At 59.9% G+C, this 23,195-nt stretch carries 22 protein-coding genes; 4 read left to right on the top strand and 18 right to left on the bottom strand.

Annotated elements, in window-relative coordinates:
- Positions 1 to 27: 27 nt before the first annotated feature.
- The 5 genes from PMI21_RS03325 to sfnG all read right to left on the bottom strand — a co-directional run bounded on the left by PMI21_RS03325 (position 28) and on the right by sfnG (position 5,140).
- Positions 28 to 1,095, bottom strand: a complete 1,068-nt coding sequence (locus PMI21_RS03325; protein WP_007941355.1) for a branched-chain amino acid ABC transporter permease — start codon at positions 1,093 to 1,095, stop codon at positions 28 to 30.
- A gap of 11 nt (positions 1,096 to 1,106) precedes the next feature.
- On the bottom strand, positions 1,107 to 1,988 hold the full coding sequence (locus PMI21_RS03330) for a branched-chain amino acid ABC transporter permease (RefSeq protein ID WP_007941354.1): 882 nt from the start codon (positions 1,986 to 1,988) through the stop codon (positions 1,107 to 1,109).
- A gap of 69 nt (positions 1,989 to 2,057) precedes the next feature.
- The gene (locus tag PMI21_RS03335) at positions 2,058 to 2,849 is read right to left on the bottom strand and encodes an ABC transporter ATP-binding protein (RefSeq protein ID WP_007941353.1); all 792 of its coding nucleotides are present in this window, start codon (positions 2,847 to 2,849) and stop codon (positions 2,058 to 2,060) included.
- 14 nt (positions 2,850 to 2,863) lie between these two features.
- Positions 2,864 to 4,024: an AMP-binding protein gene (locus PMI21_RS03340; protein ID WP_007941352.1), complete on the bottom strand. Its 1,161-nt coding sequence runs from the start codon at positions 4,022 to 4,024 to the stop codon at positions 2,864 to 2,866.
- A 15-nt stretch (positions 4,025 to 4,039) separates the two neighbouring features.
- Positions 4,040 to 5,140: a dimethylsulfone monooxygenase SfnG gene (sfnG, locus tag PMI21_RS03345; RefSeq protein WP_007941351.1), complete on the bottom strand. Its 1,101-nt coding sequence runs from the start codon at positions 5,138 to 5,140 to the stop codon at positions 4,040 to 4,042.
- Between the two features lie 432 nt (positions 5,141 to 5,572).
- Here sfnG and PMI21_RS03350 point away from each other — a divergent pair, with 432 nt between their 5' ends.
- Positions 5,573 to 6,811, top strand: coding sequence for an acyl-CoA dehydrogenase family protein (locus PMI21_RS03350; RefSeq protein ID WP_007941348.1), 1,239 nt, complete (start codon positions 5,573 to 5,575; stop codon positions 6,809 to 6,811).
- 77 nt (positions 6,812 to 6,888) lie between these two features.
- On the opposite strand, the gene PMI21_RS03355 is transcribed toward PMI21_RS03350, so the two are convergent.
- From PMI21_RS03355 to PMI21_RS03370, 4 genes are all read right to left on the bottom strand, one after another.
- Positions 6,889 to 9,258 carry a hypothetical protein gene (locus tag PMI21_RS03355; protein ID WP_007941347.1) on the bottom strand — a complete coding sequence of 790 codons (2,370 nt, stop codon included), beginning with the start codon at positions 9,256 to 9,258 and terminating at the stop codon, positions 6,889 to 6,891.
- 61 nt (positions 9,259 to 9,319) lie between these two features.
- Complete coding sequence (locus tag PMI21_RS03360; protein WP_007941346.1) at positions 9,320 to 10,069, bottom strand: ABC transporter permease; 750 nt, start codon at positions 10,067 to 10,069, stop codon at positions 9,320 to 9,322.
- A 7-nt stretch (positions 10,070 to 10,076) separates the two neighbouring features.
- The gene (locus tag PMI21_RS03365) at positions 10,077 to 11,078 is read right to left on the bottom strand and encodes an ABC transporter substrate-binding protein (RefSeq protein WP_007941345.1); all 1,002 of its coding nucleotides are present in this window, start codon (positions 11,076 to 11,078) and stop codon (positions 10,077 to 10,079) included.
- The gene (locus tag PMI21_RS03370) at positions 11,075 to 11,914 is read right to left on the bottom strand and encodes an ABC transporter ATP-binding protein (RefSeq protein WP_007941344.1); all 840 of its coding nucleotides are present in this window, start codon (positions 11,912 to 11,914) and stop codon (positions 11,075 to 11,077) included. The genes PMI21_RS03365 and PMI21_RS03370 overlap by 4 nt, the downstream gene beginning before the upstream one ends.
- A gap of 135 nt (positions 11,915 to 12,049) precedes the next feature.
- Here PMI21_RS03370 and PMI21_RS03375 point away from each other — a divergent pair, with 135 nt between their 5' ends.
- Entirely contained in the window at positions 12,050 to 12,799 is a 750-nt protein-coding gene (locus PMI21_RS03375; protein WP_007941343.1) for a GntR family transcriptional regulator, read from the top strand.
- A gap of 94 nt (positions 12,800 to 12,893) precedes the next feature.
- On the opposite strand, the gene PMI21_RS03380 is transcribed toward PMI21_RS03375, so the two are convergent.
- Positions 12,894 to 13,811, bottom strand: coding sequence for an AraC family transcriptional regulator (locus PMI21_RS03380; RefSeq protein ID WP_007941340.1), 918 nt, complete (start codon positions 13,809 to 13,811; stop codon positions 12,894 to 12,896).
- Positions 13,812 to 14,013: 202 nt separating this feature from the next.
- Between PMI21_RS03380 and PMI21_RS03385 the strand changes: the two genes are divergently transcribed.
- Both PMI21_RS03385 and PMI21_RS03390 read left to right on the top strand, forming a co-directional pair.
- Positions 14,014 to 15,036 carry an alpha/beta hydrolase gene (locus PMI21_RS03385; protein ID WP_007941339.1) on the top strand — a complete coding sequence of 341 codons (1,023 nt, stop codon included), beginning with the start codon at positions 14,014 to 14,016 and terminating at the stop codon, positions 15,034 to 15,036.
- Between the two features lie 85 nt (positions 15,037 to 15,121).
- Entirely contained in the window at positions 15,122 to 16,330 is a 1,209-nt protein-coding gene (locus PMI21_RS03390; protein ID WP_007941336.1) for an MFS transporter, read from the top strand.
- A 72-nt stretch (positions 16,331 to 16,402) separates the two neighbouring features.
- Here PMI21_RS03390 and PMI21_RS03395 read toward each other — a convergent pair whose 3' ends face one another.
- The 8 genes from PMI21_RS03395 to PMI21_RS03430 all read right to left on the bottom strand — a co-directional run.
- Complete coding sequence (locus PMI21_RS03395) at positions 16,403 to 16,624, bottom strand: SDR family NAD(P)-dependent oxidoreductase (protein ID WP_007941335.1); 222 nt, start codon at positions 16,622 to 16,624, stop codon at positions 16,403 to 16,405.
- A gap of 345 nt (positions 16,625 to 16,969) precedes the next feature.
- Entirely contained in the window at positions 16,970 to 17,914 is a 945-nt protein-coding gene (locus tag PMI21_RS03400) for a helix-turn-helix domain-containing protein (RefSeq protein WP_007941334.1), read from the bottom strand.
- A gap of 77 nt (positions 17,915 to 17,991) precedes the next feature.
- Positions 17,992 to 18,771 (bottom strand): 2-keto-4-pentenoate hydratase, encoded by a 780-nt coding sequence (locus PMI21_RS03405; RefSeq protein WP_007941333.1) that lies wholly within the window; start codon positions 18,769 to 18,771, stop codon positions 17,992 to 17,994.
- Positions 18,768 to 20,372, bottom strand: a complete 1,605-nt coding sequence (locus tag PMI21_RS03410) for a bifunctional 3-(3-hydroxy-phenyl)propionate/3-hydroxycinnamic acid hydroxylase (protein WP_033064217.1) — start codon at positions 20,370 to 20,372, stop codon at positions 18,768 to 18,770. Before PMI21_RS03410 ends, PMI21_RS03405 begins: the two co-directional genes overlap by 4 nt.
- A 2-nt stretch (positions 20,373 to 20,374) precedes the next feature.
- Positions 20,375 to 21,238 (bottom strand): alpha/beta fold hydrolase, encoded by an 864-nt coding sequence (locus PMI21_RS03415; RefSeq protein ID WP_007941331.1) that lies wholly within the window; start codon positions 21,236 to 21,238, stop codon positions 20,375 to 20,377.
- Between the two features lie 29 nt (positions 21,239 to 21,267).
- Entirely contained in the window at positions 21,268 to 21,870 is a 603-nt protein-coding gene (locus PMI21_RS03420) for an amino acid synthesis family protein (RefSeq protein WP_007941330.1), read from the bottom strand.
- Positions 21,871 to 21,884: 14 nt separating this feature from the next.
- The gene (locus PMI21_RS03425) at positions 21,885 to 22,334 is read right to left on the bottom strand and encodes a VOC family protein (protein WP_007941329.1); all 450 of its coding nucleotides are present in this window, start codon (positions 22,332 to 22,334) and stop codon (positions 21,885 to 21,887) included.
- A gap of 11 nt (positions 22,335 to 22,345) precedes the next feature.
- Positions 22,346 to 23,195: WD40/YVTN/BNR-like repeat-containing protein (locus PMI21_RS03430; RefSeq protein WP_007941328.1), on the bottom strand; the 850-nt coding region annotated here is incomplete at its 5' end.

Below are 23,195 nucleotides of genomic sequence, written 5' to 3'. Positions count from 1 at the left end.
CAGAGCAACCGGCGCTTACGCGGTCGCTCAGTAGCGCAGCGGCCACAACCGGGCGCGCTCGCGAAACTTTTGCCAGAGGCGCGCCAGGCCCTCCGGCTCCTTGACCAGGAACACAATGATCAGGGCGCCAAATGCCATCTTCTGCAGGTTTTCAATTTGCCCGGCATCGATCAGCCCGGTCGGCAATAAGGCCACCAGGTTCGACAGCAGCACCGGAAACAGCACGATGAATGCCGCGCCCAGGAAGTTGCCGAGGATGCTGCCCAGGCCACCGATAATGATGATGAAGAGAATCTGGAAGGACCTATTCAAGTCGAAACCGTGGGGCTCCACGGTGCCCAGGTAAGTGAAGGCCCACAGCGCTCCGGCCACCCCGAGAAAGAAGCCGCTGATGGCAAACGCCAGCAACTTGGTCTTGAGCAAGGCAATACCCATCACTGCGGCGGCCGTGTCCATGTCGCGCACGGCCATCCAGTTACGTCCCAGTTCGCTGCGCACCAGGTTGTTGCCCAGCCAGAACAACGCCACCACCACACCCAGGGTCAGCAAGTAACGGCCCACCGGCGAGTTAAGATCCACACCAAGAATCTCCAGGCGCGGTGCGCTGATCACCCCCGAAGCGCTGTTGTTGGAGAACCAGCTGAAGCGGGTCAGCGCCCAAGTCACAAAGAACTGCGCGGCGAGGGTCGACACCAGCAGATAGAAACCCTTGATCCGCAGGCTGGGCAGGCCGAACAGCACCGCCATCAGCGCTGCCACTCCCCCGCCCAGGGCCATGCTGAGCAACAACGGCGAGCCCGGCACCCGCACTTCAATGTTGTAAGTGGCAAAGGCGCCCACCGCCATGAAGGCCGCCGAGCCCAGCGACAGCTGTCCGGCGTAGCCGGTCAGCAGGTTCAACCCCAGCCCGGCCAGCGACAGCACCAGGAACGGAATCAGAATGGCGCTGAACCAATAGTCATTACCCAGGTACGGCACACCGACAAAGGCCAACAGCAGCAAGGCAATCAAGCCGTAACGGTCCTGGCGCAGGCGAAACACCCGGCGGTCCTGGGCATAGCGGGTACTGAACTGACCAGATTCCTGATAAAACATGACGCATCTCCTTAAACCCGCTCGATCGCGCGTTCTCCAAATAGCCCGGCCGGCCGCACCAACAGGAACAGCAACGCCAGCACATAGGGAAACCAGTTCTCGATACCACCGCCGATGACGGGGCCCAGGTACACCTCGGCCAACTTCTCCGAGGCGCCGATGATCAAGCCGCCGACAATCGCCCCACTGATCGAGGTAAAGCCACCGATGATCAGCACCGGCAAGGCCTTGAGCACCACCAGCGACAGCGAAAACTGCACCCCCAGCCGCGCGCCCCAGAGCAGGCCGGCTACCAGACCGACAAACCCGGCCACCGCCCACACCAGCACCCACACCCGTTGCAGGCGAACGCCCACGGCCAATGCCGCCAGCGGGTCATCGGCCACGGCACGCAACGACAAACCGATACGGGTCTTGTTGAACAGCAGCGACAGCGCCAACACCAGCAACGCGGCGGTCACGGCGGCAAAAATGTCGAACTGCGACAGCAGCATGCCGCCCAGTTCCAGTGGCTCGTCACTGATGCCCAGTTCCAGGCCATGCACCTGGGCGCCCCACAACGCCTGGGCGAACCCTTCGATCACGTAGGACAGGCCGAGGGTGGCCATGAACAAGGTGATCGGCGAGCGGTTGACCAGCGGACGCAACACCACCCGCTCCACAGCCACCGCCAGCAGCACCATCGCCGCCAGGCTGATGGCGAACGCCAGCCAGAACGGCACCCCGCGCTCCAGCAGGCTGACAAAGGTCAGCGCCGAAAACAGCACCATCGCGCCCTGGGCGAAGTTGAAGACGCCGGACGCCTTGTAGATCAGGACAAAACCGATGGCCACCAAGGCGTACATCACCCCGGCCAGCAGTCCACCGATCAACACCTCGAAGAAAAATTCCATAGGCCTTCCTGTTTTGCGGGCAAAGAGTCCCCGGCCAGCAGATCGCTGGCGGCGCTGTAGACTCGGGGGTTAGTGGCGCGTGCCGAGGTAGGCGGCAATCACCTCGGGGTTTTGCCGCACCTCATCGGGCGGGCCGTCGCCGATCTTGCGGCCGTAGTCGAGCACTACCACGTGATCGCAAATGCCCATGACCACGCCAATGTCGTGCTCGATCAACACCACCGTGGTGCCCAGCTCACGGTTGATGTCGACGATGAACCGGCTCATCTGCTGCTTCTCTTCGGCGTTCATCCCGGCCATCGGTTCGTCCAGCAACAGCAAGCGCGGTTCGGCAGCCAGGGCACGGGCCAGCTCCACCCGTTTCTGCAAGCCATAGGGCAGCTTGCCGACAAGAGTGTCGCGCCAGGGCTGGATGTGCAGAAAGTCGATGATCCGTTCGGCGGCCTCACGCTGGCGGTCGTCTTCGCCCGCGGCGCGGCCGATGTGCAGGGCCTGCTCGATCCAGCTGCTGCGTCGCTTGAGGGTGCGTCCGGTGAGCACGTTGTCGAGCACACTCATGCCTTTGAACAAGGCAATGTTCTGAAAGGTGCGGGCAATGCCGCGCACCGCCACATCATGCGGGCGCATGCGCCGGTGCTCTTCTCCGGCAAAGCGGATGCGCCCCTGCTGGGCCTGGTACACGCCATTGATCACATTCAGCAGTGAGCTTTTACCCGCGCCATTGGGGCCGATCAAGGCGCAAATCTCCCCGGCGGCCACGGCAAAGCTGATGTCGGTCACTGCCTTGACGCCCTTGAACGACAAGCCAATGTTTTCCAGCACCAGCAAATGTTCAACCTTTGTCGCCTGTGTCTGTGCCATGAATCATGTCCTTGTCAGGCCGGTTGCGTGCTGTCTTCGATCCAGCCGTTGACCAGCGGGGCTGGCCACGTCGTGGGGCGGTGCCACTGCGCCGGGTCCGGCCAAGTGCGGACCTCAATCGCCAAGGCCTGGAAAAACGCCAGGGTGTGTGGCGCCAGCGCCTCGCCCACCAACAACGGCGCGCGGGTGCGGGAAAAGCCGAGGACGTCGCGCAGCGGCCGGCGGATCAGCCAGTACCCCAGGTGCCGTTGCAGCGCACCGGGGTGCGCCACCAGCGCCCAATCCACCAGCCGCCGGCGCCAGCTGCCTGGCTCCGGCAAGCGGGCCAGGACCTGAGCATGCAGGCGCTCGTAGGTTTCCCGGGTGCCCGCCACCAGCGTCGGGCCCAGCTCACGACGGTCCTGGTCGCGAGTCGCCAGGTTCTCCGGAAAATTCAGGCGAAAGCCGGCAATCAACCAAGGCGCCAGCAAATAGCGCGCTTGACCGCTCGCGGCAAACGCTCGCGCCGCCAGGGCTTCTTCCTGCCGCCCCAATTGCTCGCTGTGCACCAGGCGCCGGCCTTCCTGTAGCAACTCGGCGTGACTGATGCGCTGCTGCTCGATGCGCTGCCCCGCGCCCAAACGGTAGAAGGCAAAAGCTGTGCGCTCGGCTCGGGCCTGGGGTTGCAGCCGCTGATCGCTGCCCTGCAGCAGTTGTGCGAACGCCAGGGTGTCACCGACCTGACTCACCTCAGCCAGGCCACGGCCGTCGGCGTAAATCAGCAGCCTTGGCGCCAGTCCGGCGGCGCGCAGGCGCTGAATCTCCTCATGGCCTTCGGCGAACACCCATTCACTGCGCAACTCATGTAACAGCGGCACCTGCGCGTCCATAGCCTCCAGCGGATCCAACAGTGCGGCCACGCCGCCCAACCACTGTGCCGCCAGGGCAGCAATCAACGCCTCCGGCCGCGGGCGGCTGACAATCACCAAGTTCGCGCCAGGCACAAAACCACGCACCTGCAAGGCCGTTGCCAGGTGTTCAACCTCAGCGGCCAGTTGGCGCCAGGTTCGCACCTGCCACACCCCCAGGCGCTTATGGCGCAGGGCAATGCTCGTCCCTTGCTGACGTGCCTGCTGTTGCAGCCACTGCGGCAAGGTGCTCGCGGCAGGTTGCGGGTTATCGGTGAATGTAGGCATGACCTTTCCCGTCCCTTACGCCAGTGCCGCAGCCTTGGTCGCCACCGCCTCGCGCTCCAGCTCACGCACCAGCGGCAACACCTTGCGGCCGAAGTACTCCACTTCCTCCTGAAAGTGCAGGAAGCCACTGAGCACCAGGTCCACCCCCACCGCCTTGAGTGCGACGATGCGTTCGGCAATCTGCAGCGGCGTACCGATCAGGTTGGTCTTGAAGCCATCGTTGTACTGCACCAGGTCTTCGAAGGTGGACTTGGCCCAGTTGCCTTCGCCTTCAGGGCTGGAGGCGCCGGCGTTCTTCGCCTCGCTGCCAAAACCATTGACGGCCTCCGGATCGGCCTTGGCGATAATCTCCTGCAAGACCGCGCGGGCTTCAGCCTCGGTTTCGCGGGCAATGACAAAGGCGTTCACCCCGATTTTCACCGAGTGGCCATTGATCGCGGCCTTGGCCCGAATGTCGTCGACCTGGGCCTTGATGCCTTCGACGCTGTTGCCGTTGGTGAAGTACCAATCGGAAACCCGCGAAGCCATGTCCCGCGCCGCGCGCGAGCTGCCACCCTGGAAGATTTCCGGGTGCGGTTGCTGCAGTGGCTTGGGTTTGAGGGTGTAGTCATGGAAACGGTAGAAGTCGCCGTGAAAACTGAAGTTGTCCTGGGTCCAGATGCCCTTCAGCGCCTGGATGAACTCTTCCGAGCGACGATAGCGCTCATCGTGATCCAGCCACGGCTCGCCAATGGCCCGGAATTCGCCCTTGAACCAGCCCGACACGATATTCACCGCCACCCGACCGTTGGTGAACTGGTCGATCGTGGCCAGCTGCTTGGCCGCCAGCGCCGGATTCCAAGGGCCAGGCAGGATGGCCGCGATCACCTTGAGCTTCTCGGTGGCGGCCAACAGCGCGTGGCTGATGGTCACCGACTCGTGTTGGTTTTCGGCGCCATAACCGGCGGTAAAGCGGATCTGTGACAAGGCGTATTCGAAGCCGGCCTTTTCGGCGATTTGCGCCAGCTTGCGGTTGTAATCGATGTCCCAGCTGGTGCGCTGTTCGATCTTGCTGACCACAAGGCCACCGCTGACGTTGGGAACCCAGTAGGCAAACTTGATGTTGTCCTGGCTCATTGCATGTACTCCATTGCGACCATTTTCAGTGTGTTGCTCATTGCCCGTCCTCGTGATGGCAGAGGCCATCACGGCACCTGCACAAGGACTAAGGCAGCAACCATGCCACTTCAATAAACCTTTATTAATCAAATGGTTATTTAGTTCTTGCAGACTTGTGCGGTGTCGCCTGGCGGACAGGCTGATGTTCAACTGTTGCGCGCCCAACAGTTGCCTCCGGGTCCGCGCAACACAGCGCGTCTCGGCTACTGTTGCCGGGCGGTCAGTGCTTCAGCAAGTTACCCGGCAGGCGACAGCCGCGAGCTTCGTCAACACCCCCGCGCACCCGGTAAAACGGCCTTTGCAGCGCCAGGCACGACCTGTGCACTGACAGCAGTACGCAACAGATCGACTGCTCTGTTGCTTCTCTTGCCTTCCATAAGGAGCAGCACCATGACTGTCCAGCAACAGCACCTGCCACGCCCCCTCTCCAGCGATACCGAATACCAGGCCCTGGCCGAGCGCTTCCGGCCGATCTTTGCACGCATCGCCGCCGGCGCACTGGAGCGCGAGCAAAGCCGTAGCCTGCCCTTTGAACCAGTGAAGTGGCTGAAGGAAGCTGGCTTTGGCGCCGTGCGCGTGCCAGTGCAGTACGGTGGCGCCGGCGCTTCCCTGCCCCAGTTGTTTGAGTTGCTGATCGAACTGGCCGCAGCCGATTCCAACCTGCCGCAGGCGTTGCGCGGTCACTTTGCCTTTGTCGAAGACCGCCTCAATGCGCAGGCCGACGCGCCGCAGGACACCTGGTTCAAGCGCTTTGTCGAGGGTGACCTGGTGGGCAACGCCTGGACCGAAGTCGGCAGCGTGAAGATCGGCCAGGTCGGCACCCGTGTCTCGCGCCTGGGTGAACACTGGGTGGTCAACGGCACCAAGTACTACAGCACCGGCAGCATCTTCGCCGACTGGATCGACCTCTATGCCCAGCGCGATGACACCGGCGCCGACGTGATCGCCGCCGTTCGTGTGCAGCAACCGGGCATCACCCAGAGCGACGATTGGGATGGTTTTGGCCAGCGCACCACCGGCAGCGGTACCTCGGTGTTCGAAGACGCGGTGGTGGAGCCCGAGAACCTGCTGGACTTCGCCACCCGCTTCAAGTACCAGACGGCCTTCTACCAACTGGTACTGTTGGCGGTTCAGACCGGTGCCGGCCGTGCCGCGGTGCACGACATCACGGAAGAAGTGCGCAAGCGCACGCGCATCTTCAGCACCGGCAATGCCAGCCACGTCAGCCAGGACGTTCAGGTGCAGCAAGTGGTGGGCAAGGCGTCGGCGCAGGTTTACGCCGCACACGCCACCACCCTGCGCGCGGCGGCCGCCTTGCAGGTGGCGTACGAAAGCCGCTTCGCCCACGACGAAGTCGCCGAACGCGAGGCCAACATCGCCGCCGAACTGGAATCGGCCCAGGCCCAAGTGGTGATCGCCGACCTGGTGCTGCGCGCCACCAGTGACCTGTTCAACGCCCTCAGCGCCTCGGCCACCAGCACCGGCAAGGCCCTCGACCGGCACTGGCGCAACGCGCGCACCGCGGCCTCACACAACCCGCTGATCTACAAGGAACGCATCATCGGCGATTGGGAAATCAACGGCACCGAACCGCCCTACGTCTGGCAGATCGGTGCAGGATCGAAGTAAGCCGACATTACGCGACTGCTCAATCATTATTGAGCAGTCGCCGAACGTTCGAGGAAAACGTCGCGGGGCATGAGCGTTTATAACGTTAGAAACAGCGCCGAGGTCCAGACTCGGGATTGATCGCGCTGACGGGCGCAGATGAACAATGGATGCTCACGACCCGGTTGCAGATTCAACCGGGCAAGCTCGATTTGCCCTTGCAGTTCTCGAGGCAGCGGTGCAGCGGTTGTCCTTTCGAGGGACACCTTCAACTCCGCGCCCGGCAGTTCTTCGATCACTTGTGATTGCGCCAGCAACTCATCGCCGGACACCTCCATCAGCACCGTCGGCGCATGCACATAAGGTTGCGGCTCAGACGGGTCGCCGACCTTGATGTAGTTATCGATGCGGCTATGAACCTGCAGCGTGGCGCCGGCCAATTGCGACAGGTCGATTTCGATGCTGTCGGTGTCGCCATTGGTGTCGGTGCGAAAAGCCAGAACCGTTGCATCCTTGCGCCATACAGTTTGCTCGGGGTGGTCGAGACCCAAGGCGCGAAAGCCATTGATGACCGCACCCGTCACGCGAATCTCGCCGGTCCAGTAGGCACCGCGATAGCGATCCTTGATCCGTGCGCCGCCCAGGCGTAGACGAATGCGCTGGCCGGAAAACCCCAGCTCCTGGTGCAGGTTGCGCGACCAGATCAGTTTGTCGCCATCGAACAGATCGACCTGCTCCCAGCCCGCCTCTCCGAGCAGTCGATAGTCCAGCGTGGCATTTGCATCGGCCGTGAAAACTTCACCCATAAAATGCTGGCCCTGGCGCAGGCTCGCAAATGAACGTTCGCCGGTGGTGGCAAAAGTGCGACGGGCGCGAAGTGCCTTGCCGACACTGGCTCGATCGAAGGCCTCAGCCACCACGCCGGTCAGCCCACCGCGAGAGCCGAACACCGCCGTGGCCGGAACACCGCCGCCGCAACGGCCCTGATGCTCATCGCTGTTCGCTGCGGCGCCAACCCGATAACCACGCTGCAGGGCTTCGGCGTAGACCCAATGGAATTGCCCCCAGGCCGAACCGACTTCGATCAACCGTTCCAGCTCAGGATGATGCCAGTCGAGGTTGCAACGGCGCCCGCCGACGTGAGGCATCATCAAATGCCCTTCGGGGTCCTTGGCATAGGCGGCATACAACTCATCCACCGGCCAGGCACCCGGTTTGATGGTCCCTGCGGTGAACTCGTTCCACTCGAAGGAACGCACCAATCGGCCTTGATTGTCGAAGGGAAACTCGGGTTTGCGGTCATGCAGGAACACCACATTACGGTCGCCGCCCGCGCAGGAGTTGCCGCACCATTCGGTGCCGGGATAGCAAACAAATCGTCCAGGTTCATTGAGCTCGTGAATCAGCTTGACCGCCTGATCCCAGCGCTGCTCGGTGATATTGAAATCATTGGCGGTGTAACCGAGTACATCGAGCCCGGCGACATCGCGACCGTAACTGAGGTTGTACAAGGTGTCGTTGGTGCCCACGGTGTCATCGGAGTGCACATGCAGGTCGGCGTACAGCGGACGCAATCCGGTGCCGACCGGATCGACCGTGACAAACGCCTGAGCCCCGCGCACAAACGGCGCCTCCACATTGGCCGACAAACGCCACTCCCCCACCGCACCGAGATCAAAACCCTCAAGCCGGGCAGTCGCCCAGCCTTCAGCCGCCAAGGTGAACGGCTGTTGGCGCTCGCCCCCTTCAGGATCAACAAGCGTCAGGACACCTTGGAGCGGCAAATTGCGGCAGGTGTTGCCCCAGGCATCATCAACCCTGAGCAGTACGTCGAACGCCTCACCCGCGCTGACCAGACGAGGCACGATCAACTGCACGCTTTGCGCCGGTCCCGGCACGATGTTCAGCAGCGGATCACCCGGCACCTCGGCAAATTTCGAACTGCCCAACGGGTCGATGAACAAACGGAAACGGAAGTCTTTCTCGACGAAACTCTGCACCCGCGTACCCGCGCCGCCCTGACGACGATCACCCAGGCGAATGATGATTTTGTCTCCCGGATTCAGGTAACCGTCGATGATGTCGATGATGATCGCTTTCTGAAACGGTCGTTCATGCCCCTTCTGGTCGAAGCGCACTTTCAGATGCTGCACAGAGGCCTGGCTCTGACCGGGGACCAGCTCGCCGGTTTGATATTCGGCGCTGACATAGTTGGGGCCAGTCGGATTCGACGTCTGGAACAAGGCCCAGTCAGAGTAGAACTTGAAGGCCAGCTTCAACCAGGCGCCGTCCGCCAGGCCGCTGCCGCCGACCTCGTAGACCAGGGTGATTTCATCCCATTGGCCGGCAATCAGCGTGTCACGATCACAGTGGATGCTGCCCAGAAACGGGCGTTTTTTGTTGCGTTCATAGAGGCCTTGAGGGGCGATGTAATACCCGGCTTCGCGGGGATCGAAAACGTTACTCACATGACACCTCGTGCAGTGGTCCACTGAAGGTTTGAAGGGGGTTGAAACCAAATGACGATGCTTATTGCACTCGCCATTTCTGGTAATGACGCTCGATACGCCTGAACACAAAACTCTCCATCAGCCAGGCAATCAGGCCGATCACGACAATGCCCAGCAACACCTGGCTGCTGTTGCCGATCTGCCCACCCGTCGACACCATCCAGCCGATGCCCTGGGACGCACCGATCATTTCCGCCGCGACCAATGCCCTCCAGCCCTGGCTGAAGCCGATGCGCAAGGCCGCTGTCACGAAGGGCAATGAGGCTGGCAGGTAAACGTGGGCCAGCAGTTGCCAGCGGTTGGCGCCCAAGGTGCGTGCCGCGCGGACTTCTCCGCCGCGGATGCTCTGCACGCCCTCCTGAATGGTCACGGCCATGGGGAACATCGCGGCAATGAAAATCACCAGCACGATGGAGACATAACCCAGGCCGAAAATGATCATGATCAGCGGCGCCCAGGCGATCGGCGGGATGGCCATGAACAGGCTGTTGAGCGGCGAGATGAAATCGCGGAACCGCGAGGACAAGCCACCGGCAGTACCCAGCAGCACCGCAACGACCACTGCCGCGCAGAAGCCGCCAACCTCTTCAAGGACGCTGGCCCGCAGGTGCTGCCACAGCGAACTGTCGCCCAGCCAGCGCACAGCCTCGCGAGCAACATCCCATGGTTGCGGCAGGATGTAAGTGGGAAAGCGGCTGGCCAGGGCCATCCAGATCAACAGCAGGAATGGCAGCGACGCCCAGCCCCAATTCGGTTTTGGCAAGGACATGACGGACTCAGTGCGAGGCTTTTTGCAGGTAGGAGGTGTCCACGATCTGTTCAGTCTTGAGCGTGGTATCGATAAAGCCCAAGTCGTGGGAGTAATTCATCAGGCGCTGGATGAATTGAATATCCGCAGGCTGCAAGTCCGCTGACCAACCCAACCGGGTACGTGCCTGGGCGACGATGGTTTGCGGGGCGATGGTCTTGCCGTCAGCACCTTGCACCGGCTCAAGCTTGAACGCCTCGGCGATGATTCGATTCGACTCATCGGCATGCTCGTTGAGGAAGGCGATGGCCTTGCGGTGCGCACGCAGCAGCTTCACCACATCGTCCGGTCGTTCCTGCAAGGTTTTCGGTAAGGCGATCACCACGTACCACGGGTAATTCGGCAGCGCCTGATTGACGTCGAGCAAGATCCGGCTCGACCCACGCAGCAACGACTGGCTGACAAAGGGTTCCCAGGAAAACGCCGCGTCGACGATGCCGCGCTCCAGCGACGCGTTCATATTGCCGGGTGGCATGTCGATGATGTCCAGATCCTTGTCAGGATTGAGCCCGGCCTTTTCTTTCAGCACATAGCCGCGCAACAGCACATCCATGCCACTGCCCTTCTTGACCCCGGCCAGCTTTTTCCCCTTGAGTTCATCCAGGGTGGCAATCGGGCTCTTGGCGTCGACGATCACTGCGGCCTGACCGTAATTAACCTTGGCCAGAATCCGGCTTTGCAGCCCCCGGGAAAACCATTGATACACCGGCGGCGTACCGACATAGGCCACATCCAGCTCGCCAGCGGCCAGCGCCTGCTGGATCACCGGACCATCGCCCAAGGCCTTGAGATCGACATTCAGACCTTCCTCGCGGTAGTAGCCCTGTTTGTCGGCGATCAACGCCGGGGCGTTGGCCATGGCGAATACGTAACCCACACGCAAGGGTTTCTCTTCACCAGCCACGGCGAATACGCTGCTTGCCAGGGCGGCAACAGACAAGGAAAGGGCAAGCAGCGAATGTTTGATCATGCTGTTAACTCAGGTTGGCGGGTTGGGTAAGCGGAGGCCGCAGACACTTCCATGACCTGGGAAATGCGCTCCATCAGCTCATTGCGGTAATCGAGAAAGGCCGGCAGGCGGCGGGTTTTCAGGTTGGAGCGAGGGCGCGGCAGATGAATATTCAGCTCGCTGTGGATACCGCCGGGGGCAATGTTGAGCACGATGACCCGATCCGCCAGAAACACCGCTTCGTCGATATCGTGGGTAATGAACAGCACCGTCTGGCCCAATTCGGCCCAGATGCGCAAGGTCTCTTCGTTCATGCTGTTGCGGCTGATGGCATCCAGCGCGGCGAACGGCTCATCCATCAGCAACACGCTGGGCTCCAATGCCAGAGTCCTGGCCAGGGAAACCCGCTGCTGCATGCCGCCAGAAAGCTGATGCGGCAACCGATGCGCGGCATTCTCCAGACCGACCAGACGCAGGTACTGCAAGGCTTGAGAACGCTGCTGCGATTCGTTGATCCGAGCCGCCATCCGCAGACCGAAACGGACGTTTTCCAAGGCGCTCAACCAGGGAAACAACTGCGGCGCCTGAAACACATAACCCAACTCCGAACGCTCTGGACGCACCGCCGTCTGGTTGATACTGATCTGACCGCTCTGAGGTTGCTGAAAGCCTGACAACAAATTCAGCAAGGTGGTTTTCCCGCAGCCGGATGGCCCCAGGATCGCGACGAACTCACCAGGCCTGGCGTTCAGACTGAAAGAGGAAAACACGCGATGGCCATTGGGGTAGCTGAAGCTGATGTCATCGACCGTCAGCGCGTCGGCTTGCTGCTGTGCGTAAGGGAGAGTTTTGAGCATGGCAAGTGTCGTCAGGTCGTTTACAATGGGAACTCCTGACATAATACGTATTAATACAAGTAGTCCCAATAACCTATTTTTATAACCTTAGAAGTGAAGGCGCACCGCCCTCCTCCAAGGCCATGGAAACCGACAGTGTCTACGTCCATTCTTCGCGACAGCACCACCTCGCTCTACGAACAGATAGCCCATCAATTGCTGGAAGAGATTCAACGCGGCGACTTTGAGCCCAGCGGCAAGCTGCCGTCAGAAGCGGAGCTGGGCAAACGCTTTGCAGTGAGCCGCGTCACGGTTCGCCTGGCGGTGGGCAAACTCAGCGATGACGGCGTGGTGGAGCGCAAGCAAGGCAAAGGCACCTTCGTGGCGGCCAAACAGGTGCGGCACGGCCTGGACGCGTTGCGTAGTTTTCATGAAGCCTTGTTGCTGCAAGGGCTCGAACCGAGCATGCGCGTCATCAGCCATACCCTGCAGCCGGTTCCAGAGGCATTGCGTGGTTTGTTTGAAGAAGCGGACGACTGCCTGCTTCTGGAACGACTGCATTTCGTCGATGACGAACCCATCGCGCTGGGCCGCAGCCATTTACCGGCCGAATTGGCCAGCGTGGTCTGGACTGAAGTCGAGCATCAACCGATCTACTCCATTCTCGAGTCGATCACCGGCATGGCGGTCACCCGCGCCGATCTGGCGATCCGCGCGCAAGAAGCCGATAAAAACCTGGCCAGTGCCTTGCACATCAAACGTGGCGCGGCACTGCTGGTCATGGAGCGCACTTCCTGGTTTGCCGACGGCCGCTGCTGCGACCGTACGACCTTCTACATCCGCCCGGAACGTTATGCCTTTGTCCTCAGTGGTGTCTTCAAGTCCAGATCCGCACCGGCAGATTGATCATGCAGGCCGCACGGTGCTTGAGAAAGGAACCCCAAAGTATCTAGATATGGCAGCACATTGAAGAGCCGCCAACGGCCATTTTTGAATGTCGCTAGCCTGCCCCTCGCAACACTGCGATATCACGTTTAGGCGCGACTCCAAACAGGCGGCTGTATTCGCGGCTGAACTGCGACGGGCTTTCATAACCGACCTTGTAGGCTGCGCTTGATACTTCCTGATGCTCGTTGAGCATCAATCGCCTCGCCTCGTTCAATCGCAGCCATTTCTGGTACTGCAACGGGCTCATCGCGGTGAGCTGGCGAAAGTGGTGGTGAAAAGTGGGTGTGCTCATCTGCACTCGCGCCGCAAGCTCCTCGACGCGAAGCGCCGAGGCGTAATTCAACTTCAGCCAGTCGATGGCTTTTGCGATGCGATAACCCTGGCCGTCGACCGAGGTAATCTGCCGCAGCCTGGCAGCCTGATCACTCTTCAAGAGACGATAGTGAATTTCGCGCTGAATCAAGGGCGCAAGCACAGGGATGGCTTCGGGTTCATCGAGTAGCGCCAGCAAGCGCTCGAACGACGCCAACATGGCAGGCGTTACTGAACCAATGCCTACACCTTTCACCACTGATCGATCACGGGTTGGCGGCAAGTCACCCTGCACTATCAGCTCAGCCAGCATGCGCAGATCGAGCTTCAAAGTCAGCCCCAGGCATGGCTGCTCCGGGCTTGCCGCCAGCACCTCTGAATTGGCAGGCAAGTCCAATGAAGTGATCAGAAATCGCGACGTGTCATACGGGTAGCCCTCGCCACCAACCCATAGCTGCTTCTCACCTTGGGCGACGAGGATGATGCTTGGCTCGACCATGCAGACGACGGGCGGCGATGGATGTTCGCGCCGGAAAAAGCCGAGGCCCGTAATAGGCGTTCCGTAGTCACCTGGTTTCGGGATCTGCTCACCAATGATCCGCGCAAACGTTTCTTGTGGCGATAGGTGTTGAGCAGCAGTGCCGTGTTTGATCGTCATGTTCGTCTTGCACCTCTTCGCTGAACTCTAACTCGCCCGCTCGCGACCGTCCTGCAAAAAAACAGAGACTCATAGAATCAGGCAAGTAATCCAGCGCAATGCACTACAGGAAGTCTGGGCAGAGCCGGAGAATGTTCATCGCCACATTGACTGGCCAAGCGAAAGGCGCCAGCGAATAACCACTCATCAAAAGGACTATCCCGTGAAAGGCATTTTGCTTGCCCTAGGGCTGCTTGTTACCTCTTTTTCTTCAATGGGAGCCGATCTGTCGAACGGCGCGGACAACTTCTACAAAAGCGAAAAAGTGACAGTAGAAAAGGTCACCTTCAGGAATCAATACGGCATGAAGGTGGTGGGCAACCTGTTCACCCTGAAAGGCCTCGACCCGAAAACGAAAAACGCCGCCATCATCGTGGGCCATCCCATGGGGGCGGTGAAGGAACAGAGTGCGAACCTGTACGCCAGCAAAATGGCCGAGCAAGGGTTTGTCACGCTGTCGCTGGACTTGTCCTTCTGGGGCGAGAGCGAGGGCACGCCTCGCCAGGCTGTCTCGCCGGATATCTACGCAGAAGACTTCAGTGCCGCCGTTGATTTTCTCGGCACTCGACCGATTGTCGACCGTGAACGAATCGGCGTCATCGGCATCTGTGGCAGTGGCAGCTTCGCCATCAGTGCGGCCAAGATTGATCCGCGACTGAAGGCCATCGCCACCGTCAGCATGTACGACATGGGCGCGGCCAATCGTAATGGCCTCAAGCACGGTGTAACGGCAGAACAGCGCCAGCAGATCATTCGCGAAGCGAGCGAGCAGCGCTATGCCGAATTCCAGGGCGGTGAAATCCGCTACACCGGCGGCACACCGCTCAAACTGACCGGCAACGCCGTAGGCGACGAGTTCTACGACTTCTATCGCACGTCGCGGGGCGAAGTCACTCCGGCTGGCGCATCGGCGCAGACAACCACCATGCCGACGCAGACCAGCAACGTGAAGTTCATGAACTTCTATCCGTTCAACGATATCGAGACTATCTCCCCTCGCCCGCTGCTGTTCATTGCTGGCGCCCAGGCACACTCACGCGAGTTCAGTGAGGATGCCTACAAACGGGCTGCCGAGCCCAAAGAACTGCTCATCATTCCAGATGCCGGGCATGTGGATCTTTACGACCGGGTCAACCTCATTCCATTCGCCAAGTTAACCACGTTCTTCAAAAGCAACCTGAAGTAGCTTGCCGGTGCCCCGGTCGGGCACCGGTTGGCTCGTGGCCTCGTTCCCGGGGCCGAGACGCTTCGCGCAATACAGGACTCAATCAATGACCCGTCACTCCCTCCCAGCCCACCGGAGCACTGAACAATCGTGGGGCGCCGTATTCGCCATGTCGCTCGCTGCGTTCGTCCTGGTGGCATCGGAATTCATGCCCGTCAGCCTGCTGACGCCGATTGCTGCCGACTTGCATATCACCGAGGGGCAAGCGGGCCAGGGCATTTCTGTCTCTGGGTTGGTTGCGCTGTTTGCCAGCCTCCTGACTGCTTCGGTGGCTGCGCGGGTCGAGCGCAAACCGCTGCTCCTTTCACTGACACTGTTGATGATCCTTTCCGGAACAGTGGTTGCATTCGCGCCGAACTACTGGGTGTTCATGATCGGCCGCGCGTTGATCGGTGTGGCGATAGGCGGCTTCTGGTCACTGTCGGCGGCAACCGCCATGCGCCTGGTGCCTGATGACCAGATCACTCGCGCAATGGCAATCGTCAACGGTGGCAACGCTCTGGCGACAGTGATTGCAGCCCCCATGGGCAGTTTTCTCGGCGCCTTGATCGGCTGGCGCGGCGCATTCCTGTGCGTCATCCCGGTCGCGATAGTCGCCTCTGTCTGGCTTCTGTTTAGCCTTCCAGCGATGAAGTCGCAGAACCGTTCAGGCACTGGAAATGTCTTCAGGTTGATGAAAAGCCTGCCGATTGCGTCAGGCATGGGGGCAGTCAGTGTTTTTTTCATGGGGCAGTTCATGCTGTTTACCTATTTGCGCCCCTTCCTTGAAACGGTCACGCACGTCAGTGTTTCCATACTGTCGCTGATGTTGCTCGTCTTGGGTCTGGCGGGCTTCGCGGGAACCTTCCTGATTGAACCATTCTTGAAAAATGGCCTGCATCGTACCCTCATCGTCATCCCGATCTTGATGGCGGTGATGGCACTGGCGCTGGTTTCGTTCGGCAGTTCGGCCGCAACCACGACTGTCTTGTTGGGCCTCTGGGGATTGGTTGCAACGGCTGCACCGGTGGGATGGTGGACATGGCTGGCCAGAACATTGCCAGAGGCTGCTGAAGCGGGAGGCGGCTTAATGGTGGCGATCATTCAACTGGCCATTGCATCGGGGGCAACCGTTGGCGGGCTGGTCTTTGATTCAAGCGGTTATCGAGCGACCTTCGAGTTGAGCGCTGCATTGCTGGGCATGGCGGCTGTGCTTGCCTTCCTGGCTGCACGCGCAGCCTCGCGGGAGCCTGTTGCATCGGTGAACATCGCTTGAAAAAACCACAAGACGCGCCAAGGCGTTTCTTGTGGTTTCGGTGGCGCAAACGTCCGGAGCCGCTCGGTAAAATCAGCGTGCGCTGTCTTGATCAGGATCAGCGATATCGCAGACGACTCCGAGAGCGATGCCGCCCGCGGCCTGGATATCGACAACCACCTGATCGACATTTTCAGCCGTGCGTGAAACAACCGCCACCATCGCACCTTGCACCGCAAAAAGCTTGGCGATGGCTCGGCCGATGCCACGGCCGGCACCGGTGACAATGGCCACTTTTCCACTGAGTCGAGTCATATAGATCTCCTTTATTCAAGAGGCGTCTGGATTACCGCCGTCGGCGGTGCGTAAGGCGACGGAAGATCGCGAACAGCGTTTTGTGTCATGAAGGAGGCGACCAGGAGGATGAATCCTACAACTGCCGGGAGAGAGCCTTTGGGCTTGCGAACACCCAGGTGTGCTAAAGCGGAGAGCAGCAGGTGATAAAACATGCCGGCATAGGCAAGATCACTGAGCGCTACATTAAAGCGCCACAGAATCGCGGCAGGACCAAGTAGCTCACTTAAGCAATCGGGCAATGGTGCCAGATGGCTTGGAAAGCCTTGATCGTGTACGTGTCTGGAAGCGCTATCACGCAGGGTTTCACGTCGCCCTGAGCGTGTCCGAAGGCGACTCCCCGAACAATGCCCGGTAATGAGCGGCGAAGTGGCTCAGGTGAAAAAAACCCATCTCGACGGCAATCTCTCCGACATTGATCTCTGCAGCGTGTGTGGTGATCAAACGACGGCGAACGGCATTGAGTCGCAGGTTCCTCAGATACTCGACCGGACGCGTGCCGGTGACCGCCTGAAAACTGTTCTGCAACGTTCTGCGGCTGACACGCAATTGTTCACACAGATCAAGGATACTCAACGGCGTGTCACCGCTGGCATCAGCCAACTCTTGGCATCTTTTGACCAGGTAGGCGCTGACGGCAAAGTTGCTCCGACGACAGCGCACTTCATCCGAGGCGTTGCTGAAAAGATCAAGGAGGGCGTTGTGCAGCGTGTCTTCAAGCATTTTTTCCGAAGCGGCACTGATTGCGCCCTTCTGTTCCAGCAGGTGGCGAAACAGCGGATGTATCCGTTGCTGCACGCGTAGTAAAACGGCGTCATCGACGTTGATCTGCGGCACCCTCTTCAAGCGTATGAGCTGATCGTTCGAGAGTTCGAGCGCGGCCAGTTTTGCAAACCTGACAGTGTCGACGTTAACCGCAAAAAAATGAGTACCCTCTGGCGCGTGCAAGACAAACTCCTCGCCATCACGCAGCAGCACCACGCTATGTGCCCCTACTTGGTGCCCTTGTACGACCGGAGCATTGCCGGAACCTAGCGACATGGCGATGCAAAAGCGTCCTTTCGGAGCACAGCCGTGCTGGACAATACGCTTGTCCAAAACCTCCTGAAAAATCTGGAAGCGGTCCGCCGAAACCTGCTTCAGCTCGCTGGAAAGACAGCCACGCCCCAACTGGTCGTAAATCTGTTGCCAGCCGAGGATGGAACCAGCATGTTTTTGAGGATCGTTGAACGTACGAACTTCGGTGAACATGATCATCTTTCCTCAGATGCCGTGATTTTTTATCGGCAAATACTCGAGTGCTCGATCATCCATGACAGTAGAGTCAGTCAGGTTGCGCCGGAAGGCGCCTTGAAGCTTAAAGCCAATTCCGTGCCAAGCATGTGTAGCCGATACCGGGTAGGCTGGATATTCATCGGTGGCAATAGAGCGCCGGACAAGATCACCTGTCCGGCTTCAAGCGGATGACCGTCTGCCAGCAATCGCCGAATCAGCCAACACAGGTTTACCAACGGCGTATCCTCTCGCTCTTCAGTATCACCGCCCCCGTGCATCATTCCTTCGCTTTCCAGGCTATAGGTCACACTGGCGTGTTGAACCGGATCAAATTTCTGGATTTGACCCATGCAGTAGAATCCCGCCGCTGCGTTGTCGGCAAGAAAAGCCCCGGCACCAAAACTCCAGCCCTCCCAGCGACAGTCGGCAATCTCAAATGCCGGCGCGACTTCGGCGATGGCGGCCAGGATCTCATCATCGCTGTAGTCCCCTGGAGTCAGTGAATGGCCCACGACAAAAGCCAGTTCAACTTCCAGTTTCGGTTGAATCAATAGCGCCAGATCAACGGAGCCTTGCGCCTCGACACGCATGACATCGGTCAATGCACCAAACACCGGTTCGTTAAGACCAAAGCGCTTCTGGGCAGCTGCGCCGGAAAATGCAACCTTCCACCCGGTCAACTTCTCTCCTGAGATCAAGCGCTGCTGCAGTGCCAGGCACTGAAGAAAATAACCGTCGAGTACGTCGAGTGCTTCATGACCCATTGGCGGCAAGGCGACAGCCGACCGGGTCGCATTGCGCAGCCGCGTGATCAAAATTTTATTCTGGCTCATGACAACTGCCTGGCGAGTTTGACGAGCACGCTATCCAGCCGTTCAGGCGTAGTGATGGCCGCGACAAAACGGTCAGGGCGCACGACGACAATGCAGTCTCGTACCGTGGAGAACCAATCACCCAGACGATTATCAACATCCTCCACACTGATGGCTCCCACACTGGTGAGCGGTTGATTACGTTCGCCGCTGCGTGAGCGATTGACCTGAATGAACTGCGTGTTCCAGCGCGCCCAGTAGGCTGCCGACGCTTCGCTGAGGTGCTCTCTCGGATTGACCCGATAACCGAGCACCGCGTAAGAGTCGCCGAGTACTTCATCCAGTCGTCGCTTGCGTCCCAGTGCATCTTCTACATAGGGTTGCACGAATAATTGGCCGACCAGATCACCTTCGAGCAACTCTGCTCGCTCGTGATAAACCAACCCTTTGGTGATGGTCGCTTTGGGTTTGAACTTGAACTCCAGCAGGTGTGAGCGCAGGTTATCCACCGTGTTGACGGCCTGAAACAACCAATCACGGACCCCCGCCATCAGCGGATTGGTCAGCCCTAACACCGCTCCCATGTTATCGGCCAGGCCGATCAGGTCCGTGGCATGACCACGACGTTCCAGATCGTAGCTGGAAAGAATGGAGGCGTTGGCCCGTCCCTGGATGATGGCGGCCAGTTTCCAGACCACGTTGGCGACATCGCGCAAGCCTGAGTTGAGCCCCTGCCCGGCCCATGGCGGCGAAATGTGTGCGGCATCCCCCACCAAGGCAACGCGCCCTTCGACAAATCGAGCGGCGACCCGAGAGTTGTGCGTATAGGCCCGGATGCGGACGATATCCAACTGTTCTTCCGCGTCGCCGATATGCCCACGAATCAGTGTCCGGATAGTCGCCTCTTCGCACATCTGCGTCTCATCCTCGCCCTCCAGCAGCATGAACTCCCATCGACGTTGCCGGTATGGCAAGTAGATACAAACGAAGGGACGTTGCGGGTCGGCATGCAATGCGGTGTAAGGCGCATCAAGCTGGTCGTTGCGAGTGTCCACCACCACCCATTTGCGTGGGTGGGTCATGCCCAACAACTCGATACCGAGCTTCTTACGCACGCTTGAGCGTCCACCATCGGCGCCGATCACATACTGGGCGTGCAACTGGTATTGTTCACCCGAGGCGTCCCGAACCTGCAAGGTCACGCCCTGGTCGTCCTGCACCAGGTCGAGCATCTCATGCCCCTGGCGCAGTTCCACTCCCGGGTATTTTCCCAGCGCCTCACGCAAAGTGCCTTCAAGCATCTGCTGCATGAAAATGTTGCGCATCGGCCAGCCGTAATGGGCGGTGCTTGGCTTGACCTCGGCAAAGCAAACACCGCGAGCATTGTAGTAACGCAACGGCACATCGCAAATCATGTCGCGCGCCGCGAGTTCTGCGACGCCAATGCCCTGCAGTACACGCAGCGCTTCATCATCCATGCCTACCGCTCGAGGATAAGGCAGGATGCCGTCGGAGAGTTCCAATACGACGCAGTCGACACCATACAAGCCCATGTAATGAGCCGCCGTAATCCCGTTGGGGCCACCGCCCACGATAACAACCTGGGTTCTCTCCTGCTTCATCGTCATTCACCGATTTTTTGTAGTTGTTGTGTAGGCAGCCCCTGGAGGTAGTGCAACACGACACGGTTGAACATTTCGCCCTGATCATCATGAACGTAGTGGCTGGCGTCAGCGATCTGCGCAGTCTGCGCCAAGGGGTTGGCGGACTTGATCGCCGCAAGCGTCGCCGCAGGAAGAAAGTCTGAGCGAGCCCCACGAATAAACAGCGTCGGGCAATCCAGAGCTCGCACCGCTGGCCACAAATCCGTAGGCGTTATGCTCAGACGGGCCTGGGCAATGCCCTGCTGATCGTGGCGCCAAACGATGCCGTTGTCCGTTTCTTTCATGGAGTGAGCCAGCCGTGAGGCCAGGCCCTGCTCCGACAACCCGGGGCGCGATTGTCGCCAGAAGCTGCGGGCGCTTTCCCAGTCTGGAAACAGCAGTGGGGTCTGACTCATCTCGCGACGAATACGCGCAGCGCCATCGCCACTGATCGACGATCCAGGACCGATGTCCTCGATGATCAATGCCTGCAGTCGTCCAGGATTCAACCGCGCATATTCCAGGGCATTGGTGCCGCCAAGGGAGTGCCCAACCAACACAAAGCGCTGCAAGCCCAGATGTGCCACCAGATCCTCGAGATCGCTGACATAAGACTCGGTTCGATAGCTGGTGCTCGGTGCCCAGTCACTCAAGCCCCGGCCACGCTGATCCAGCGCGTAGCAGCAGTAACCATCGCCCAACGCCTCGACCAATGACTCCCAGGTTTGAGCGTAAGCCCGAAGTCCGTGCAAGAGCAGCACCGGTATACCTTGCTCGCTTCCCCAACGCAGATAATGCAGGCGCAATGAAGAACCAGTGGTGAAGTAACAGCTTTGTGCAGTCATCGGCATACTCCCCCGCAGTTGACCGGGTCTTAAACCAGGCCGTCGTTACCCTTGATGTCCTTGGCTTGCAAACCGCCAAGACGCGCATGCAATCGGCCACGAGTGGCGAATGCCCAGATGATCACGACTTCATCGGGCGACGGACCATCACCAAAGGACAGGGAGATGCTGTCGTAGTGCGAACGCACGTAGAGCGCATCTTTGTGCGCCAGTGGCACATCGATCGTGGCGCCCGGACCACCGCGTTTGCCCGTGGACGGCACCCAGGATTTTCCCCCGCCTAAAGCAACCCGGATCGGATCGGCTGCGGGGTTGGTGAGAAACGCATTGCCATGCTCGTATTCGCCTTGGCTACCCACCAGGCAAGCTTTGCCATAACTGACAATCTTGCGCTCACCGGCCAGTTCTTGAATGCGTCGACCGAACTCTTCACCCAGCAGCGGCGACGGTTCCACCAGCTCGGCCAGGCTCTCGCTGTAACGGCCGGCGTACGGGTTGTGAATCACTGCAGCGACGGCGTACTTGAACAGCGGCTCACCGTCAGCCAGTTGTCCGCTTTCGTTGGCCAACGTTTCTTCGGTGAAGCTGTACCATTTGCGGATGTGGTAACTGGCAAAGTTTTGCGCTTTCATCAGATTTTCTCTTCTTAAAGTGGGTCGAGATCAAAATTCCGGCTCGGCGCGCCGGCCGCCTTGAAGCGGGCCTTGCCCCGCGCGTCGTCGTGCTCGGTCTCGAGGAAGAATTCCATGCGATTGCCATCGGGGTCGTTGAAGTAAACACCGTTGCCGATTTCGTGATCAGTGATCTTCACCACCTCGACCCCCTTGCTGAGCAACATGCCGTAGAGCTGGCGCAGGGTGGTGAAATCACCGGCGATTTCCAATCCGTAGTGCTGTAACCCCAAGCCCCCTTGATGGGCGCCGGGCGCTGCACGGATCAACGCGATGTCATGGTGTTTGCTACCAAACGCCATCATGACCCAGCTATCGCCCCGGGCACTTTCATGCATGCCCAGGATGTCGGCGTACCAACGTGCCGACACATCAGGATCACTCACCCATAGCGATAAGTGAGTACGAACGACTTCGACTTTCATCGCGCGATACCTCAGTTCTTTTTGACGATGGACTGGTGTCCGGCCTTGATCTGCGCCACAGCGGGCGTCCAAAGCACATCAGCGATTTCACTGAACTCACGCCACTGTTTCTGCCAACCCTCGCCGCCATTCTCGGACGTGAACAAGTGGCCGTACTTGGTACCGGCGAGGACTTGCCGAGGGTCAGCCGGGTTGATGCCGATGGCCCAGACGCAGGAATTGGGCTGCTGGGGAAGAGGCAGCACTTCCCAACTGACCGCCGCGTCGTGGGAGACCAGGACCTTGCTGGTGGTGCCGGGGGTGCCGTCGGAAATGCTCAGGTACAGGCTGCTTTGCGTGCCCAACGGCGCATTCATGGCGCGCACGTAGTAAAGGCCGAAGGTTTCGCGAGCCACGATGCCTGTCCAGGTCAGGCCTTCATCAAGGCTGCGGTAGACAGCGTTGACGCACACCACCACGATGACTTTGTTGCCATGGTTAGGCAGCACCAGAATGTTGTGAACATCCGAGTTGTAGTCCCATAGCAGCCGATCATCGACACGCGTCCAGGTATCACCGCCATCACGCGAGTGAAACAACCCGCCCTCTTCCAGGCCGAACCATAGCTGGTTGCGGTCTGTCGGGTCATAGGCGAAGGCCAGCAAACGGGGCCGACTGACACCCTCGCAGAACTCCGGGATATCCACGGGTGCGCGGTCCCAGGTCTGGCCACCGTCAAGGGTGCGCCACAGCACGGCACGCGACGGCGCACCGGTGCCGACGAAAATACGCTGCGCATCCTGTGGGTCGACGGCCACCTTCCACACCGTCTGCCCGTTGAAGGGCGAGTCGACCTGCCGCCAGTGGCCAACGGTGTCATGG

It is taken from the genome of Pseudomonas sp. GM18, assembly GCF_000282195.1.
Lineage (GTDB): Bacteria > Pseudomonadota > Gammaproteobacteria > Pseudomonadales > Pseudomonadaceae > Aquipseudomonas.
This window is presented reverse-complemented; position numbering and strand designations above follow the sequence as displayed.

Excerpts from the sequence above, each read along its gene's own strand:
- PMI21_RS03325 (WP_007941355.1), bottom strand. The coding sequence starts at position 1,095 with ATGTTTTATCAGGAATCTGGTCAGTTCAGTACCCGCTATGCCCAGGAC.
- PMI21_RS03330 (WP_007941354.1), bottom strand. The coding sequence starts at position 1,988 with ATGGAATTTTTCTTCGAGGTGTTGATCGGTGGACTGCTGGCCGGGGTG.
- PMI21_RS03335 (WP_007941353.1), bottom strand. The coding sequence starts at position 2,849 with ATGGCACAGACACAGGCGACAAAGGTTGAACATTTGCTGGTGCTGGAA.
- PMI21_RS03340 (WP_007941352.1), bottom strand. The coding sequence starts at position 4,024 with ATGCCTACATTCACCGATAACCCGCAACCTGCCGCGAGCACCTTGCCG.
- sfnG (WP_007941351.1), bottom strand. The coding sequence starts at position 5,140 with ATGAGCCAGGACAACATCAAGTTTGCCTACTGGGTTCCCAACGTCAGC.
- PMI21_RS03350 (WP_007941348.1), top strand. The coding sequence starts at position 5,573 with ATGACTGTCCAGCAACAGCACCTGCCACGCCCCCTCTCCAGCGATACC.
- PMI21_RS03360 (WP_007941346.1), bottom strand. The coding sequence starts at position 10,069 with ATGTCCTTGCCAAAACCGAATTGGGGCTGGGCGTCGCTGCCATTCCTG.
- PMI21_RS03365 (WP_007941345.1), bottom strand. The coding sequence starts at position 11,078 with ATGATCAAACATTCGCTGCTTGCCCTTTCCTTGTCTGTTGCCGCCCTG.
- PMI21_RS03370 (WP_007941344.1), bottom strand. The coding sequence starts at position 11,914 with ATGCTCAAAACTCTCCCTTACGCACAGCAGCAAGCCGACGCGCTGACG.
- PMI21_RS03380 (WP_007941340.1), bottom strand. The coding sequence starts at position 13,811 with ATGACGATCAAACACGGCACTGCTGCTCAACACCTATCGCCACAAGAA.
- PMI21_RS03390 (WP_007941336.1), top strand. The coding sequence starts at position 15,122 with ATGACCCGTCACTCCCTCCCAGCCCACCGGAGCACTGAACAATCGTGG.
- PMI21_RS03395 (WP_007941335.1), bottom strand. The coding sequence starts at position 16,624 with ATGACTCGACTCAGTGGAAAAGTGGCCATTGTCACCGGTGCCGGCCGT.
- PMI21_RS03400 (WP_007941334.1), bottom strand. The coding sequence starts at position 17,914 with ATGTTCACCGAAGTTCGTACGTTCAACGATCCTCAAAAACATGCTGGT.
- PMI21_RS03405 (WP_007941333.1), bottom strand. The coding sequence starts at position 18,771 with ATGAGCCAGAATAAAATTTTGATCACGCGGCTGCGCAATGCGACCCGG.
- PMI21_RS03410 (WP_033064217.1), bottom strand. The coding sequence starts at position 20,372 with ATGAAGCAGGAGAGAACCCAGGTTGTTATCGTGGGCGGTGGCCCCAAC.
- PMI21_RS03415 (WP_007941331.1), bottom strand. The coding sequence starts at position 21,238 with ATGACTGCACAAAGCTGTTACTTCACCACTGGTTCTTCATTGCGCCTG.
- PMI21_RS03420 (WP_007941330.1), bottom strand. The coding sequence starts at position 21,870 with ATGAAAGCGCAAAACTTTGCCAGTTACCACATCCGCAAATGGTACAGC.
- PMI21_RS03425 (WP_007941329.1), bottom strand. The coding sequence starts at position 22,334 with ATGAAAGTCGAAGTCGTTCGTACTCACTTATCGCTATGGGTGAGTGAT.